Source organism: Bordetella sp. FB-8 (assembly GCF_000382185.1).
GTDB lineage: Bacteria > Pseudomonadota > Gammaproteobacteria > Burkholderiales > Burkholderiaceae_B > Bordetella.
Window position 1 is genome coordinate 3,499,133 of the sequence record NZ_KB907784.1, and the last position, 15,091, is coordinate 3,514,223.

A 15,091-nucleotide genomic window follows, 5' to 3' on the forward strand; every position below is an offset into this window, starting at 1 on the left:
GGGACTAGCACTTGCTATGCTGCCGGCTCGCTCAATCACGGATATTTTCATGATTCCGTTTTTTCATCGCCCGGGGCGCCGCTTGCGCGCCGGGCTGCTCGCCTGCTTGTTAGCCCTGTCCGCCATTGCCGGCCCCTGCGCGTGGGCGCAGCCAAGCAACGATAGCCCCGCGGGAATCGAGACGCAACTGACACAGATGCGAACCCGGCTGGACGGCATACTCAAGGGGCTGGACAATCATCCTACGGACGAGTCGCTGGACCACTGGGGCAATGAGGTTCTGCGGCTGCAAAGCAAGGCCGATAGTCTGGCAGCAGTACTGACGCCGCGTCTGGCCGACATTACAGCCCGGCTGAATCAATTAGGTCCGGTACCGACAGGGGCCAGGGAGCCGCCTGATGTTGCCGATCAGCGCAAGCAGCTAGTCAAGAGCAACAGCACGCTCGATTCACAACTGAAACTGGCCAAGCTGCTGTCGGTCGAAGCGAGCCAACTGGCCGATCGCGTATCGACCGAACGGCGCATGCAGTTCCAGGCTCAGATGGGCGAGCGCCATCGCACTTTTTTTTCGTCGCGCTACCACGCCGAACTGCGGCGCGATTTTCCCAACGATCTGCAGCGATTCGAAGAACTAGGCGGGGAACTGGCTTCCAGTGCTCGCCAGACACCGGGCTCGGTTTGGCTCCTGATCGTCGCAGGCATCATTGCCGTGCTGGCCGCGAACTTTTTCATCCGGCGCATGCTGCTGCACGTGACCGCGACCCGCGTGCCCTCGGGACGCTTGCGCCGCTCGGTGTTTGCGGTGGCGGTCGTGATCGTGGCGATCGTGACGCCGGGATTGATCGCCAAATTGCTGATCCTGGGACTGAATTGGACCAACACGCTTTCGGACAACACCGACGGCTTGATGAATTCCCTGGTGGGCATCGTCGGACTGGCCGGCTATATCGGCGGCCTGGGAAATGTGCTGCTCTCGCCCAAGAGACCGTCCTGGCGCCTGCTGCCGCTGCCCGACGAAGTGGCCAGAGGTTTGCGCTGGCTGCCCGGGACGCTGGCAGTGCTGGCCGTGATCGTATGGCTGGCACTGGACTTGCCCTCGATCCTGGACATCAGCGTCAACACGACCATCGCCATGACCAGCCTGGCGGCCCTTGCTCAAGGCATCACACTGGCATGGAGCCTGATGCTGGGAGAGAGGCTGCGCCGCAAATCGCAACGCGATCCCGAGACTGGCCAGGCGCTGCACCGGCCTTTCTGGATTGCAACGCTAAGCACCCTGAGCTGGATGGCCCTGATCGTTGGCATCATAGGCGTGCTGATCGGCTATGCCACTCTTGGGACCTTCATCATTACACAGGGCTTGTGGCTGCTGATCGTGGTGGCATCGGCCTATCTGCTGTCGCTGCTGGTCGACGATGGGTTCCTAACGCTGCTTGCAGGCAGCAAGCCCGATCACCTCACGCCGCAATTTCGCCTGCGCCATCAAACCGCCGTATTGCTGTCCGGCGCGACTCGGGTGGTCGTGGTGCTGGTCGCCATTGTGCTGCTGATCAACCCATTCGGCGGTGGCCCTGCCGAGATCATGCACAGCGCAGAACAGCTCGGCAAAGGCCTGCAGATCGGTCAGGTTCTGATTCAGCCCAGCTCCCTGGGACAAGGCCTGGTGGTCTTGGTGCTGGGCATATTGTGCGTGAGGGTGCTCAAGCGTTGGCTAAAGGAGACCTACCTGCCCTCCACCACGATGGACGCAGGTATGCGCACCTCGACCGCGACACTTTTCGGCTACGCCGGTGTGCTCTTCGTGGCCGGTCTGACGCTTTCGGCGCTGGGCCTCGGGCTGGACCGCGTTGCATGGATCGCCAGCGCATTGTCGGTGGGCATAGGCTTCGGCCTGCAGGCGGTGGTGCAAAATTTCGTCTCGGGCTTGATCCTGCTGGCCGAACGGCCGGTGAAGGTGGGCGACTGGGTGTCGCTGGGCACCGTGGAAGGCGACATCCAGCGCATCAACGTGCGGGCCACGGAAATCCTGATGCAGGACAAATCCACGGTGATTGTGCCGAACTCGGAATTCATCACCAAAACCCTGCGCAACGTAACGCACTCGCGCTCCATGGGCCGGGTGCAGATCAAGCTGCCCATGCCGCTCAATACCGACGCCGACAAGATTCGCGATCTGGTCACGGCGGTATTTGTCGAACAGGAAGAGGTGCTGGAGACGCCCGCGGCGACGGTTTATTTGGACGGCATCGAGAACGATCGGTTGATGTTCAATGCAATCGCCTATGTGGAGTCGCCCCGCTTGGCCTACACCGTGCGCAGCCGCGTAATTTATGAGGTATTGAGCCGGCTGGCCCAGGAGGGGCTGCAGATATCGGCATCCTCGACCGTCGTGCTGCAGGGCAATGCGGGCATGCCGCTTGCCGGGCCGCCACAGCCTTAACGGACTAAGCAAGGGTCAGAGCGCCCTGGCCTTGAGCTGCAGGCGGCCGGCGTAAATATTGAGCGTCAGGCCAGCCATGACCAGCAAGGCTGCGGCCAGTTTCCAGCTGGCTAGGTCCTCGGACAGCAGCCAGGCCGAGGACAGCATGCCCACGACGGGCACCAGCAAGGCGGAAGGTGTCACGGTAGCCGCGGGATGGCGTGCCAGCAGCCAGTTCCAGGCACCGAAGCCGAACAGCGTATTGCCTAGGGCTTGCCACAGAACCGTGACCCAGCCATGCCAGTTGGCATGGACCAGGGCTTGCGATACCCGGGCGGGTCCCTCGACACACAGGCTCACCAAGATGAGGGGCGGCACGGCATACAGGCTGCTCCAGATGGTGAATGCAAGCATGTCGACCCTGCCGGCGCCTCTTACCAGCGTGTTGGCGCACGCCCAGAAAAAGGCCCCCATCAATACGGTGGCCAGACCGAACAGTGTGATGGTGCTGCTGGGATCGCGCAGACCGTGCCAGCCCACAACGCACATGCCCAGCACAGCCAGCAGCATGGCGCCGACCTGTAGCGCCTTCATGCGCTCGCCGTTGAGAATAATGGCCAGCAGAATGGTGAAAAAAACTTGGGCCTGCACTGCCAACGATGCCAAGCCGGGAGAGATGTCATGCTGCATGGCCCAGAACAGAAGATCGAACTGGCCCACCCCCGTGAAAATCCCGGCCGCCGCCAGGCGTTTCCATGACACGGCCGGACGTCGCACGAAAAACACCCAAGGCAAGGCCGAGAAGATAAAGCGCAGCGCGGCGAACATGAAGGGCGGGAAATCGCCCAGCCCCCATTTGATGACGACGAAATTCGTGCCCCATACGAAAACGACGCTCAGGGCCAGCAGCAAATGAGAAAACGGCATGATTCAGGAATGCGACAGACGCCCGGGCGCGAGCTTGGTGAACAATGATGGCGGGGGGACGCCAGTTTATCGAAAAGCCGTACGAGGCGACCGGGCCGCCTCGTATCGACGGCGGCGGTACAGATGCGCGATACTTCTCGGATTCAACGTCTGCCCGATCCGGATCGCCCGCCCGGGCATGTTTCAACCCAGCCCAGGAGTCATTGCATGATCAACGAAATCGCCTTCATCGTCGTCAAGGAAGGCGCCGGCCCGACCTTCGAGGCGGCGGTCACCAAGGCCAAGCCGCTATTTCTGGGGGCCAAGGGCTGCCACGGCATGCAATTGTTCCGCTGCATCGAACGACCGCTGGAGTACACCCTGGTGGTCGATTGGGAAACGATCGAACACCATATGGTCGATTTCCGCGAATCGGAAGCTTTCAAACAGTGGCGCTCCCTGATCGGCGACAGCGTGGCGCAGGCGCCGCAGGTGCAGCACGTACAGCAGTTGGTATGAGCTGCCTCAGGCCTGGGCCTCGCGTACGGCGGCCACGAAGGCCTGCATGCGCCGCACGGATTTGATGCCCGGTTCGATTTCGACACCGCTGCTGACGTCCACGGCCCAGGGACGCACAGCGCACACGGCCTGAGCCACGCTCTCGGGCTTGAGGCCGCCGGAAAGTATGAGCGGGCGAGACGCCGCCCCGGCCTGCACTTCGGACAGCAGGCGATGATCGAAGGTCAGGCCGCTGCCGCCATAGCCCGTGCTATAGCTGTCGTACAGCCAGCCGGCAGCATCGTCATAGGCCTTGCAATACTCGGCCAGGCCCTCGGGCGTATCAATTCCAGGAGCTCCGACGCGAAAGGCGCGCAAATAGCGGCGGCCGGATTGCCGACAGGTTGCGGGCGACTCATCTCCATGGAATTGCAGCAGATCGGGCTGGACCCTGTCGACTACGGCATGGACGACCTGCGGTTCCGCATTGACGAACAAGGCGACCACGTCCACGAAAGCCGGCACCTCGCGGCGCAACTGCACCGCGCGCTCCAGGGAAAGACAGCGCTTGCTGGCCGGATGAAAGACAAAACCGACGGCATCGGCCCCCGCTTCGACGGCGGCGACGATATCGGCTTCGCGGGTCAGGCCGCAGATCTTGATGCGGGTACGCATGGGGGTCATCGAGGCGAAGTAAAAGGCCACAGCAAAGTCGCGCCGCCGTCGAGCGCCGGCAGCGCATGGTTCCCAGCGTACTCGATCGCGCAAAGATAGAGGCCGTCAGCCATGAAAGTAGGCGCGCCGAGCCGACGGTCGCGGGCCTGAAGCAGCTGTCCCATCCAGGCGGCCTGTTCGCGTCCCTGCCCTACTTGCAGGAGGGCGCCGACGAGATTTCGCACCATATGATGCAGAAAGGCATTGGCCCGCAAGGTGAAGACGACGAAAGGACCACGTTCTTCGATGTCCAGCCTATGTAACGTGCGCACGGGCTGCCGCGCCTGACATTGCGCCGAGCGGAAGCTGGAGAAATCATGCTCGCCCAGCAGGGCCTGGGCCGCTTGCCGCATGGCATCCAGATCGAGCGGCTGGAAGCACCAGCCCGCGCGGCCGGCCCACAAAGCGGGCCTTACCCGGCCGCGCCATAGCAAATAGACATAGGTGCGAGAAAGGGCCGAGAAGCGGGCATGGAAATCGGCGGACACTACCTGCGCCCACTGCACGACAATGCTGTCGGGCAAAAAAGCATTGACGCCGCGCACCCAGGACTCGTCGCGGCGATCCATCTCGGTATCCAGATGCACGACCTGCATGGCGGCATGCACGCCAGTATCCGTGCGGCCCGCGCAAACTGTAGCCAGCGGCATGCCGACGCCAGAGAACTCGCCCAACGCCGCTTCGAACCTGTCTTGAACCGTCTGCCCATGAGGCTGGGTCTGCCAGCCCTGCCAAGCCGAGCCGTCATAAGCCAGGCCCAGCGCAATGCGCGGCATGGATCAGGTCCGGCCGTCGTGTGGACGATCGTTGTTGCCCGATTGGTCGAGGTCGAGATTGATGTCGCTGATCCTGCGATCGACGCCCTGCTCGTTGGCCGTATCGCCCATGGACGGCTCGGCGTATCCGTAGGAATCGTCGTCGTCATCGTCATGATGCTGACCGGCGCGGCGCATCAGCAGGGCCACGATCAGGATGATGACGACCAGCACGGCCGTGACGACGATGAGCATATTGTCCGACAGCCAGTCGGTCATGCCGCTCTTGTTGACAACCTGCCTGGCAGTGTCCTTGGCTACGTCCAGCGCATTGGCAGTCGGAGAACTGGGGCCGGTGACGGGGCTGTTGGCCGCAGCGCCTGCAGTGCCGGTGCCGCTGGAGGCCCCGGTATCCGAAGCGCTTGAATTGCTCGGACTGGTCGGGTTGCTTGGGGGGCTCGACGAAGCGGCGGTCACACTGGACGCAGGCGCCGCACTGCCCTGGCTGCCCTGGCTGCTCTGGCTGCTCTGGCTGCTCTGGCTGCTCTGGCTGCTCTGGCCATTACCCGCCGCGCCTGCCTGCGCGGCGCCTGCCGCCTTGGCCAGGGCCTGAACGTTCGACTGAAGCTCGCCGATACGCTTGCTAGCGTCCTCCATAGCGTGCTGATTCGATATCTCGGAATCGGCCTTTGCATCCGCCTGAGAGGGCGTGGACAGGCGCAGCTGGTCTTGCGTGGAAGGCGCGATCGCCTTGTTGCCGGCCTGACTGGACTCGACCTTGCCCTCGGCATTGGGCTGATTGTTCACCGCCGGCGCCGCACCGTGCGCGCCGGCGCCCAGGCGGCCGCGATAGCGCTGAAAAGCGGCGAGCTGTTCGTCAAAAATACGGCGGGCCTGGGCAGGATCGATGGCCTGCACCGTCGCGGCATCGGGCAAGCTGAGCGTGCTGCCGCTACGCACCAGGTTCATGTTGTTCTGGATGAACGCCCGCGGATTGGCGCGCCACAATGCCACGAGTTCCTGGTAGATGGTGGCGTTGGCCACGGCATGGCTGGATGCGATGCCCCAGAGCGTCTGCCCGGGCAAGACCTTGATGACCCGCACGACCGAGGCGTTGCCGGCGGCATGCGCGTTTTGTGCGCCGCCTGCCGTGGCCTGCCGGATACCCGAAGCGATGTCGTTGGCCGGCACCAGCACCGTGACCTGCAACTGGCGCTGCCCGGCGTTCGACTGCATGTCGAGCAGCACGTCGATGGCGTCGCTGCCGGGGGGCTGGCTGGAAGTGATACGCACCAGACGGCTGCCCTTGGTGCCGGCTTCAAGCGCGGCATGCATGTCGGCCAGCGGCGTGGGGGGTTGCAGGCCGGCCTGCTGCCAGGCCGCAGCATCGGCCAGCGAAACATGCAGATTGGCCGCTTCGTCGGGCGTGAGGCCGACAAGCGGCACCACCACCTGCAACGGCGTCCCCGGCGCGGACACAACCCGGGCATGGCCCAGGCTGACGGCCTGCGCGGTGCCGACGGCGGTCATGCCGATGGCCGCAGCCAACGCCCAGGCCAGCACGGCCTCGCGGAACGGGCGAACAGATGAAGGATGCATAGCGCGTTGAGACCCGATCATGAGCGAGCTTCCAAATACCGGAAAATAACGAGAAAGTTTAGACGCATCATTGATGTGGCACAAATAAAAAAGGGGTACGTTACGTACCCCTTGGTAAATAAGCCGGGCCGGAAATGGCAATCACGCCTCGGCCAGCGCGATGCGCAGCATGCGGCGCAGCGGCTCGGCGGCCCCCCACAGTAGTTGGTCGCCGACGGTAAAGGCGCCCAGATATTGGGACCCCATGGAAAGCTTGCGAAGGCGGCCTACCGGGATGTCGAGCGTACCGGTAACGGCGACCGGCGTCAGCGATTTGACCGTATCTTCCTTGGTGTTGGGAACGACCTTGGCCCAGTTAGTGCCCTCGGCGATGAGGCCTTCGACCTCGTCGAGGGGTACGTCGCGCTTGAGCTTGATGGTGAGCGCCTGGCTGTGGCAGCGCATGGCCCCGATGCGCACGCACAGGCCGTCGATCGGCGTGACGGGCGTGCCAAAGGCGGCGCCGCGGCCGAGGATTTTGTTGGTCTCGGCCTCGCCCTTCCACTCCTCGCGCGATATGCCGTTGCCCAGATCCTTGTCGATCCAGGGAATGAGGTTGCCAGCCAGAGGCACGCCGAAGTGTTCCTGCGGCAGGCTGCCGTCCTGCTGCTTGGCGAGTACGCCGCGGTCGATGTCCAGGATGGCGGAGGCCGGATCGTCCAGTAGCGGCTTGACAGCGCCGTTTAACAGACCGAACTGCGTGAGCAGTTCACGCATATGCTGGGCGCCGCCGCCGGATGCGGCCTGGTAAGTCATGGAGGTCATCCACTCGACCAGATCGTTGTTAAACAGGCCCGCCAGACCCATGAGCATGCAGCTGACGGTGCAGTTGCCGCCAATGAAATTGCGTACGCCGCGCCTGAGCGCCGCATCGATCACCGGGCGGTTGACGGGGTCGAGGACGATGATGGCATCGTCGGCCATGCGCAGCGTGCTGGCGGCGTCAATCCACAGGCCGTTCCAGCCGGCGTTGCGCAGTTTGCCGTAGACCTCGGTGGTGTAGTCGCCGCCCTGGGCGGTGACGATGATAGATAGTTTTCTAAGCGATTCAATGTCATAGGCGTCTTGCAGGGGACCGGCGCCTTCGGCCCAGACCGGGGCTTTGCCGCCCGCGTTGCTGGTGGAGAAGAACACGGGTTCGAAGTGAGCGAAGTCGCTTTCTTCGCGCATGCGCTGCATGAGCACGGAACCGACCATGCCGCGCCAGCCAACGATGCCTACTGCTTGCTTCATTTGGAAGAGCTCTTAGAAAAAATTGGAAAAATGTCCCGGTGCCGCGCTTTCGGCAGCACCAACTATCAAGAAGGTTTGCACCTCGTGACGGTTCGATTGCAACAGGGTTTACCCGACTTTATCAGAAAGCCGAGCCGATTGCGGCACCGCACACCGCAAGCGGAGAAAAAACCGCCCCGGTGTTGCCGATCGGACTCAGGCCAGCGCCTTGAGAACGGCGTCGCCCATCTGGGATGTGGTCACCTTGGTGGTGCCCGCCTCGAAAATGTCGGCGGTGCGCAGCCCTTGTGCCAGCACCTCGCGCACGGCTACCTCGATGCGGTCGGCCTGGGCGGATTCGCCCAGCGAGTAGCGCAGCAGCATGGCGGCCGACAGGATGGTGGCCAGGGGGTTGGCCACACCCTGGCCAGCGATGTCCGGCGCCGATCCGTGGCTGGGCTCGTACAGCCCCTGGGAAGACTCGTTCAGCGAAGCCGAGGGCAGCATGCCGATGGAGCCGGTGAGCATGGCGGCTTCATCAGACAGGATATCGCCGAACATATTGCCGGTGACGATCACATCGAAACTCTTGGGCGCGCGCACCAGTTGCATGGCGGCGTTGTCGACATACATGTGCGAGAGTTCGACGTCGGGATAGTCGCGCGCGACTTCGATGACGATGTCGCGCCAGAATTGCGAGGTTTCCAGCACATTGGCCTTATCGACGCTGCACAGCTTCTTGCCGCGCTTGCGGGCGGTCTCGAAGCCGACGCGAGCGATGCGGCGCACTTCGGGCTCGGTGTAGCGCATGGTGTCGTAGCCCTCTTTCTCGCCCTTGAAGGCGCCGTCAGGAGCCTGGCGCGTGCCGCGCGGGGTGCCGAAGTAGATGTCGCCGGTGAGTTCTCGGATGATGAGGATGTCCAGGCCCGAGACGATTTCGGGCTTGAGCGAGGAGGCGTTGGCCAGTTCGGGATAGAGGATGGCGGGGCGCAGGTTGGCGAAGAGGCCGAGGTTCTTGCGCAGGCCGAGGATGGCCTGCTCGGGCCGAAATTCGCGCGGCAAAGCATCGTATTTCCAGTCGCCGACGGCGCCGAAAAGGACGGCGCGGGACTGCTTGGCCAACTCGAGCGTGGCGGGAGGCAGCGGGTGTTCGAACTGGTCGAAGGCGGCGCCGCCTACCGGGGCTTGCTTCAGCTCCAGCGGCAGGTTCAGCGCCTTGAGGACGCGGACGGCCTGTTCGGTAATTTCGGGGCCGATGCCGTCGCCGGGCAGAACTGCGATTTGATGGGTGGTCATGGTTACTTGGGGAGGACTGTTGTTGAGTTCTTAAGCCGCCGAGGCTGCCCGGAGCAATTCCGATGCTCGCCCGGTGGGCTGTGCTTCGGATTGCTCCGGGGGCCTCGGCTCGGGTCAAGGGCACATAGCCGAATCAATAACACACGAATCAGATTTGGCGCCGGATCCGCTCCAGCGCATTCAGCGGCCGATCACCGGCTGGCCTTCCAACCAGGGGTGTCTTGCCAGACGTTCGGCTTCGAAGGCCCGGATCTTGTCGGCATGCTGCAGGGTCAGGCCGATGTCGTCCAGGCCATTGACCAGGCAGTGCTTGCGGAAGGGCTCGATATCGAAGGGCATGGCCTGGCCGCCGGGCGTGCGCACGACCTGCTCGGGCAGATCGACGGTGAGCGTGTAGCCGGGGAAAGCCTTGACCTCGTCGAACAGCTTGGCAACCTCGAACTCCGACAGGATGATGGGCAAGAGACCGTTCTTGAAACTGTTGTTAAAGAAGATGTCGGCGTAGGACGGCGCGATGATGGCACGAAAACCGTATTGCGTAAGTGCCCAGGGCGCGTGCTCGCGGCTGGAGCCGCAGCCGAAGTTCTTGCGCGCCAACAAGATGGATGCACCCTGGTAGCGCGGCTGGTTGAGCACGAAGTCGGGGTTGAGCGCACGCTTGCTGTTGTCCATGCCCGGCTCGCCATGGTCGAGATAGCGCAGCTCGTCGAACAGGTTGGGGCCGAAGCCGGAGCGCTTGATCGACTTGAGGAATTGCTTGGGAATGATGAGGTCGGTGTCGACGTTCTCGCGGTCGAGCGGCGCCACCAGGCCTTGATGAGCGGTAAATGCTTGCATGATTCTTGATCCTGACGGGGGGGATTTAACGCAGCGCGCGCACGTCGACGAAATGGCCGGCCACCGCGGCAGCGGCGGCCATGGCCGGACTCACAAGGTGGGTGCGTCCGCCCTGCCCCTGCCGGCCCTCGAAGTTACGGTTCGAGGTCGAAGCGCAACGCTCGCCCGGTTCGAGGCGGTCGGCGTTCATGGCCAGGCACATGGAGCAGCCCGGTTCGCGCCACTGGAAGCCCGCGGCGATGAAGATCTTGTCCAGGCCTTCGCGTTCGGCCTGCTGCTTGACCAGGCCCGAGCCCGGCACGACCAGCGCTTCCTTGACGTTTGCGGCCACGCGCCGTCCGCGCGCCACAGAAGCGGCCGCGCGCAGGTCTTCGATACGCGAGTTGGTGCAGGAGCCAATGAATACGCGGTCGACACGAATATCGGTGAGCGGCGTATTGGGTACGAGACCCATGTATTGCAGGGCGCGCTCCATACCGCTGCGGCGCACGTCGTCTTTTTCGCGATCGGGATCGGGGACGCGGCCGTCGACGGGCAGCACCATTTCGGGCGACGTACCCCAGGTGACCTGCGGCTTGATCTGTCGTGCATCGATCTCGACCACGCGGTCGAAGCTGGCGCCGGGATCGCTGTGCAGCGTGCGCCAGTAGGCCACGGCCTGTTCCCACAGCACGCCGGCAGGCGCGAAGGGACGGCCTTTGAAGTATTCGACGGTCTTGTCGTCGACGGCCACCATGCCCGAGCGCGCGCCCGCTTCGATGGCCATATTGCAGACAGTCATGCGGCCTTCGACGGACAGCGCGCTGATAGTGCTGCCGGCGAATTCGATGGCGTAGCCCGTGCCGCCCGCAGTGCCGATGATGCCGATGATGTGCAGCACCACGTCCTTGGCGGTGCAGCCGAAAGGCAGTTCGCCGTCGACCTTGATGAGCATGCTTTTGTTCTTTTTCATAAGCAGCGTCTGCGTGGCCAGCACGTGCTCGACCTCCGACGTGCCGATGCCGAAGGCCAGCGTAGCCAACGCGCCGTGGGTGCTGGTATGCGAGTCGCCACAGACTACAGTCATGCCCGGCAACGTAGCGCCCTGCTCGGGCCCGATGACGTGCACAATGCCCTGGCGCAGGTCGTTCATCTTGAATTCGGTGATGCCGAACTTGCCGCAATTGTCGTCGAGCGTGTCGACCTGCAGTTTAGAGATGGGATCGTCGATACCGCGGGCGCGGTTGACCGTGGGTACGTTGTGATCGGCCACGGCCAGATTGGCGCCGGTGCGCCAGGCCTTGCGGCCGGCAATGGTCAGACCCTCGAAAGCCTGAGGGCTGGTGACCTCGTGCAGCAGGTGGCGGTCGATGTAGAGCAGGCAGGTGCCGTCGGATTCTTGATGAACGACGTGGGACTGCCAGAGTTTGTCGTAGAGGGTCTGGGCCATGGCTGCACTCAATTGAGTTCTGTAAGGCCACCGCCGGATTTGAGTTCTTGAGCCGCCGAGGCCGTCCTGCGCAATTGCGATGCTCGCCCACCGGGCTGTGCTTCGGATTGCTACGGGGACCTGGGCGCGCTGTCTGGTTCGATCGCGGCTGGGCTTGGGTTGCTGAAGGGTGTCTCCAGGCTAATTATGCCCAGCGTCTCAAGCTAGTACAACGGAACTTATTATCCTAGTATTGATAGTGCTACTTTATGCCGCATTGCCCGCGGTGACGCAGCGCATGGTCGATCAGGACCAGGGCAAGCAAGGCCTCTGCAATCGGGGTGGCGCGGATGCCCACGCAGGGGTCATGGCGGCCCAGGGTCTGGACCATGACGGGTTCGCCGGCCCGGTTCACGGAGCGGCGCTCGACGCGAATGCTGGAGGTGGGCTTGATGGCCAGTGAGACACAGATGGGCTGTCCATTGGAAATCCCCCCCAGCACGCCGCCGTCGTGGTTGCTGGTGAAGCCCTCGGGCGTGATTTCGTCGCCGTGTTCGGAGCCGCGATGGGCGATGCTGGCAAAGCCGTCACCGATGGCCACGCCCTTGACCGCGTTCAAGCCCATCATTGCATGGGCGATGTCGGCGTCGAGTTTGTCGTAAAGGGGTTCGCCCCAGCCGGCGGGCACGGACTCGGCCAGGACTTCAATGCGCGCGCCGACCGAATCGCCGTCGCGGCGCAACAGGTCCATATAGGCTTCGAGCTGGGGCACGATGCCGGCATTGGGTGCGTAGAAGGCATTGGCGCCCACCGCGTCCCAGGACTCGAACGGGATCTCGATAGGGCCTAGCTGACTCATGTAACCGCGCACTGCGACGCCGTATTCGCGCGCCAGCCATTTCTTGGCAATCGCGCCAGCGGCAACCGTGGGCGCAGTCAGGCGGGCCGAGGAGCGGCCGCCACCACGCGGGTCCCGCACGCCGTATTTCTTCCAATAGCTGTAATCGGCGTGACCGGGACGGAAAGTGTCCAGGAGATTGTTGTAGTCCTTGCTGCGCTGGTCGGTGTTGCGAATGAGCAGGCCGATGGGCGTGCCGGTGGTCACGCCCTCGAATACGCCCGACAGGATCTCGACCTGATCGGCTTCCTGGCGCTGGGTTACGTGGCGCGAGGTACCGGGACGGCGGCGGTCCAGTTCGGCTTGCATGTCGGCCGCCTCAAGCGGCATGCCCGGCGGGCAACCGTCGACCACACAGCCTATGGCCGAGCCGTGCGATTCGCCGAAGTTGGTGACGCAGAAAAGAGTGCCTAGAGTATTGCCGGACATGAAAAAGACCTCAAGAAGAGCAGCTCACTTCGATGCCTGCTGCCCAGTCGGGCGGCAGATTAGCATAGCGCTCGAAGCCCGGCCGGTCGGTGCAGGGATCGGCCAGCAGCATGAGCAATGTGTCGATTTCCGACGCATCGCCCTCTTGGGCCGAACGGATGGCCAGTTCGGCCAGGTGGTTGCGCAGGACGTAGCGCGGGTTGGTGCGGTCCATGGCCGCCGCGCGCTCGGCAGTTGCCCTGTCTTCGCTTGCGTGCCGCGCCAGCAGGCGCTGCAGCCAGGCCTGAGCGGCAGGCCTGTCGATGAAAAGATCGAGAAAGCCTTGCTGCGCGCCGCGCACCGCGTCGGACAGCCGGCGAAAGCTCAGGGTGAAATCGGCGCGGTTGGCGTGCATGAGGCGCAGCAAGTCGTCGACCAAGGATTCGTCGCCTTCCTGCCATTGCGCCATGCCCAGCTTGGTTGCCATGCGCTTGCCGAATGCATCGGCAAACTCGGGTTCGTATCCGTCAAGCACGCCGCGCAGCGCGTCGGTGTCCGGTATCAGCGCGTGCAAGGCACCGGCCAGGCGGTAGAGATTCCACAACCCCGCCGAGGGCTGGCGGTTCCACGCGTAGCGTCCTTGCGCATCGGTGTGGTTGCAAATGTGGTCGGTCTGAAAAGCATCCATGAAGCCGTATGGACCGTAGTCCAGCGTCAGCCCCAGGATGGACATATTGTCGGTGTTCATGACGCCATGGCAGAAGCCCACCGTCTGCCAGTCGGCCATGAGCCGCGCCGTGCGGCGCGTGACGGCCTCCAGCAAGGCCAGCAAGGGGCCGTGCTCGCCCGGCGCCTCGCGGCATTCAGGATAGAACTTGCCTATGACGTAGTCGGCAAGGATGCGCAGCAGTTCGGGACGATCGTTGAGGCCCCAGTGTTCGAAGGATCCGAACCGCACGAAGCTGGGCGCCATACGCGTAACCACGGCGGCGGTTTCCATGGTTTCGCGCGCGACAGGTTCGTCGGATACGACTAGCGCCAGCGCACGCGTGGTCGGAATACCCAGGCCGTGCATGGCCTCGCCGGCCAGATATTCGCGCACCGAGGAGCGCAGCACGGCCCGTCCGTCGCCCATGCGCGAGTAGGGGGTGCGGCCCGCGCCCTTGAGCTGCAGTTCCCAATTGCCCGCCGGACCTTGCACCTCGCCCAGCAGGTGCGCCCTGCCATCGCCCAGTTGCCCAGCCCAGACCCCGAATTGATGGCCGCTGTAGACGGCCGACAGCGTATCCCCGCCAGGCAACGGCGCGGCGCCGGAACACACCGCGAGAAACTGCGGCGTAGCCAAGACAGAGGGAGGCAGGCCGATCAGTTCGGCAGCGGCGGCATTGGCATGCAGCAGCCGCGGCGCTTGCAGCGGACGCGGCGAGAGCCGCGTGTAGAAATCGGCCGGCAAAGCCGCGAAGGTATTATCCGTGGCCAAGTCGGCCAAACATGAGATAGTCATGGTGCCATTATCGCCCCCCGCGCCGCCTCGGGTGCCATCCCGATTTGGAAGAACCCGCCAGGCGGGCGCACAATAGTCGCATAGCCGGGTTCACAGAAAACCTGGGGGAGGAAACGACCATGCTTAAAGTCACAGAAATCCTGCGCGTCAAAGGCAACACCCTGTACACCGGCACGCCCGACATGCCGGTATCGGAGGCCATCCGCACCATGAGCGAGCGCGACATCGGCTCGATGGTCATCATGGAAAGCGGAACGCTGGTCGGTATGCTTACCTTCCGCGAAATCATCCGTCTGCTCCACAGCCAGCGCGAGGTCGGCGACACCACTGTGCGCGCCATCATGGACGACGCGCCGGTGAGCGTATCGCCCAATACCGACGCCGATGAACTGCGCCGCCTGATGCTGGAAAACCATGCCCGCTATATTCCCGTGATGGACGGTCCCGTCCTGATGGGCGTGATCTCTTTCTACGACGTGGCCCATGCTGTCGTGGCGGCGCAGGAATTCGAGAACAATATGCTCAAAGCCTATATACGCGACTGGCCAACCGACAGCGAGGAACAGGCGCGGGCCTGAAGCCGGCATCGCAATTGCCC

Annotated in this window: 13 protein-coding genes; 3 read left to right on the forward strand and 10 right to left on the reverse strand. The window is 63.6% G+C overall.

Going from position 1 to position 15,091, the window contains the following annotated elements:
• The first annotated feature begins 49 nt into the window (after window positions 1-49).
• A complete protein-coding gene (locus H143_RS20955) occupies window positions 50-2,440 on the forward strand; it encodes a DUF3772 domain-containing protein (RefSeq protein ID WP_019939404.1) in 2,391 nt (796 codons plus the stop codon).
• Between the two features lie 15 nt (window positions 2,441-2,455).
• Here the strand turns inward: H143_RS20955 and H143_RS0116705 are convergent, their stop codons facing one another.
• On the reverse strand, window positions 2,456-3,346 hold the full coding sequence (locus H143_RS0116705) for an EamA family transporter (RefSeq protein WP_019939405.1): 891 nt from the start codon (window positions 3,344-3,346) through the stop codon (window positions 2,456-2,458).
• A 207-nt stretch (window positions 3,347-3,553) separates the two neighbouring features.
• Here H143_RS0116705 and H143_RS0116710 point away from each other — a divergent pair, with 207 nt between their 5' ends.
• Window positions 3,554-3,844, forward strand: a complete 291-nt coding sequence (locus tag H143_RS0116710) for an antibiotic biosynthesis monooxygenase (protein ID WP_019939406.1) — start codon at window positions 3,554-3,556, stop codon at window positions 3,842-3,844.
• Window positions 3,845-3,850: 6 nt separating this feature from the next.
• Here the strand turns inward: H143_RS0116710 and H143_RS0116715 are convergent, their stop codons facing one another.
• The 9 genes from H143_RS0116715 to H143_RS0116755 form a co-directional block, all read right to left on the reverse strand.
• Entirely contained in the window at window positions 3,851-4,498 is a 648-nt protein-coding gene (locus tag H143_RS0116715) for a phosphoribosylanthranilate isomerase (RefSeq protein ID WP_026350169.1), read from the reverse strand.
• 5 nt (window positions 4,499-4,503) lie between these two features.
• Entirely contained in the window at window positions 4,504-5,313 is an 810-nt protein-coding gene (gene truA, locus H143_RS0116720) for a tRNA pseudouridine(38-40) synthase TruA (RefSeq protein ID WP_019939408.1), read from the reverse strand.
• A 3-nt stretch (window positions 5,314-5,316) separates the two neighbouring features.
• Window positions 5,317-6,891: a FimV family protein gene (locus H143_RS0116725; protein ID WP_019939409.1), complete on the reverse strand. Its 1,575-nt coding sequence runs from the start codon at window positions 6,889-6,891 to the stop codon at window positions 5,317-5,319.
• A gap of 141 nt (window positions 6,892-7,032) precedes the next feature.
• Window positions 7,033-8,163 (reverse strand): aspartate-semialdehyde dehydrogenase, encoded by a 1,131-nt coding sequence (gene asd, locus H143_RS0116730; RefSeq protein ID WP_019939410.1) that lies wholly within the window; start codon window positions 8,161-8,163, stop codon window positions 7,033-7,035.
• Window positions 8,164-8,358: 195 nt separating this feature from the next.
• Window positions 8,359-9,438, reverse strand: coding sequence for a 3-isopropylmalate dehydrogenase (gene leuB, locus H143_RS0116735; RefSeq protein WP_019939411.1), 1,080 nt, complete (start codon window positions 9,436-9,438; stop codon window positions 8,359-8,361).
• 180 nt (window positions 9,439-9,618) lie between these two features.
• Window positions 9,619-10,275, reverse strand: a complete 657-nt coding sequence (gene leuD / locus H143_RS0116740) for a 3-isopropylmalate dehydratase small subunit (RefSeq protein ID WP_019939412.1) — start codon at window positions 10,273-10,275, stop codon at window positions 9,619-9,621.
• Between the two features lie 25 nt (window positions 10,276-10,300).
• Window positions 10,301-11,704 carry a 3-isopropylmalate dehydratase large subunit gene (leuC, locus tag H143_RS0116745; protein ID WP_019939413.1) on the reverse strand — a complete coding sequence of 468 codons (1,404 nt, stop codon included), beginning with the start codon at window positions 11,702-11,704 and terminating at the stop codon, window positions 10,301-10,303.
• A gap of 241 nt (window positions 11,705-11,945) precedes the next feature.
• Complete coding sequence (gene aroC / locus H143_RS0116750) at window positions 11,946-13,010, reverse strand: chorismate synthase (protein ID WP_019939414.1); 1,065 nt, start codon at window positions 13,008-13,010, stop codon at window positions 11,946-11,948.
• Window positions 13,011-13,020: 10 nt separating this feature from the next.
• On the reverse strand, window positions 13,021-14,493 hold the full coding sequence (locus tag H143_RS0116755; protein WP_026350171.1) for a YdiU family protein: 1,473 nt from the start codon (window positions 14,491-14,493) through the stop codon (window positions 13,021-13,023).
• 119 nt (window positions 14,494-14,612) lie between these two features.
• On the opposite strand from H143_RS0116755, the gene H143_RS0116760 reads away from it, so the two are divergent.
• Window positions 14,613-15,071 (forward strand): CBS domain-containing protein, encoded by a 459-nt coding sequence (locus H143_RS0116760; RefSeq protein ID WP_019939416.1) that lies wholly within the window; start codon window positions 14,613-14,615, stop codon window positions 15,069-15,071.
• The last annotated feature ends 20 nt before the right edge of the window (window positions 15,072-15,091 follow it).

What these genes read in the sequence shown, in the direction of transcription:
- H143_RS20955 (WP_019939404.1), top strand. Translation starts at nt 50, where the DNA reads ATGATTCCGTTTTTTCATCGCCCGGGGCGCCGCTTGCGCGCCGGGCTG.
- H143_RS0116705 (WP_019939405.1), bottom strand. Translation starts at nt 3,346, where the DNA reads ATGCCGTTTTCTCATTTGCTGCTGGCCCTGAGCGTCGTTTTCGTATGG.
- H143_RS0116710 (WP_019939406.1), top strand. Translation starts at nt 3,554, where the DNA reads ATGATCAACGAAATCGCCTTCATCGTCGTCAAGGAAGGCGCCGGCCCG.
- H143_RS0116715 (WP_026350169.1), bottom strand. Translation starts at nt 4,498, where the DNA reads ATGCGTACCCGCATCAAGATCTGCGGCCTGACCCGCGAAGCCGATATC.
- truA (WP_019939408.1), bottom strand. Translation starts at nt 5,313, where the DNA reads ATGCCGCGCATTGCGCTGGGCCTGGCTTATGACGGCTCGGCTTGGCAG.
- H143_RS0116725 (WP_019939409.1), bottom strand. Translation starts at nt 6,891, where the DNA reads ATGCATCCTTCATCTGTTCGCCCGTTCCGCGAGGCCGTGCTGGCCTGG.
- asd (WP_019939410.1), bottom strand. Translation starts at nt 8,163, where the DNA reads ATGAAGCAAGCAGTAGGCATCGTTGGCTGGCGCGGCATGGTCGGTTCC.
- leuB (WP_019939411.1), bottom strand. Translation starts at nt 9,438, where the DNA reads ATGACCACCCATCAAATCGCAGTTCTGCCCGGCGACGGCATCGGCCCC.
- leuD (WP_019939412.1), bottom strand. Translation starts at nt 10,275, where the DNA reads ATGCAAGCATTTACCGCTCATCAAGGCCTGGTGGCGCCGCTCGACCGC.
- leuC (WP_019939413.1), bottom strand. Translation starts at nt 11,704, where the DNA reads ATGGCCCAGACCCTCTACGACAAACTCTGGCAGTCCCACGTCGTTCAT.
- aroC (WP_019939414.1), bottom strand. Translation starts at nt 13,010, where the DNA reads ATGTCCGGCAATACTCTAGGCACTCTTTTCTGCGTCACCAACTTCGGC.
- H143_RS0116755 (WP_026350171.1), bottom strand. Translation starts at nt 14,493, where the DNA reads ATGACTATCTCATGTTTGGCCGACTTGGCCACGGATAATACCTTCGCG.
- H143_RS0116760 (WP_019939416.1), top strand. Translation starts at nt 14,613, where the DNA reads ATGCTTAAAGTCACAGAAATCCTGCGCGTCAAAGGCAACACCCTGTAC.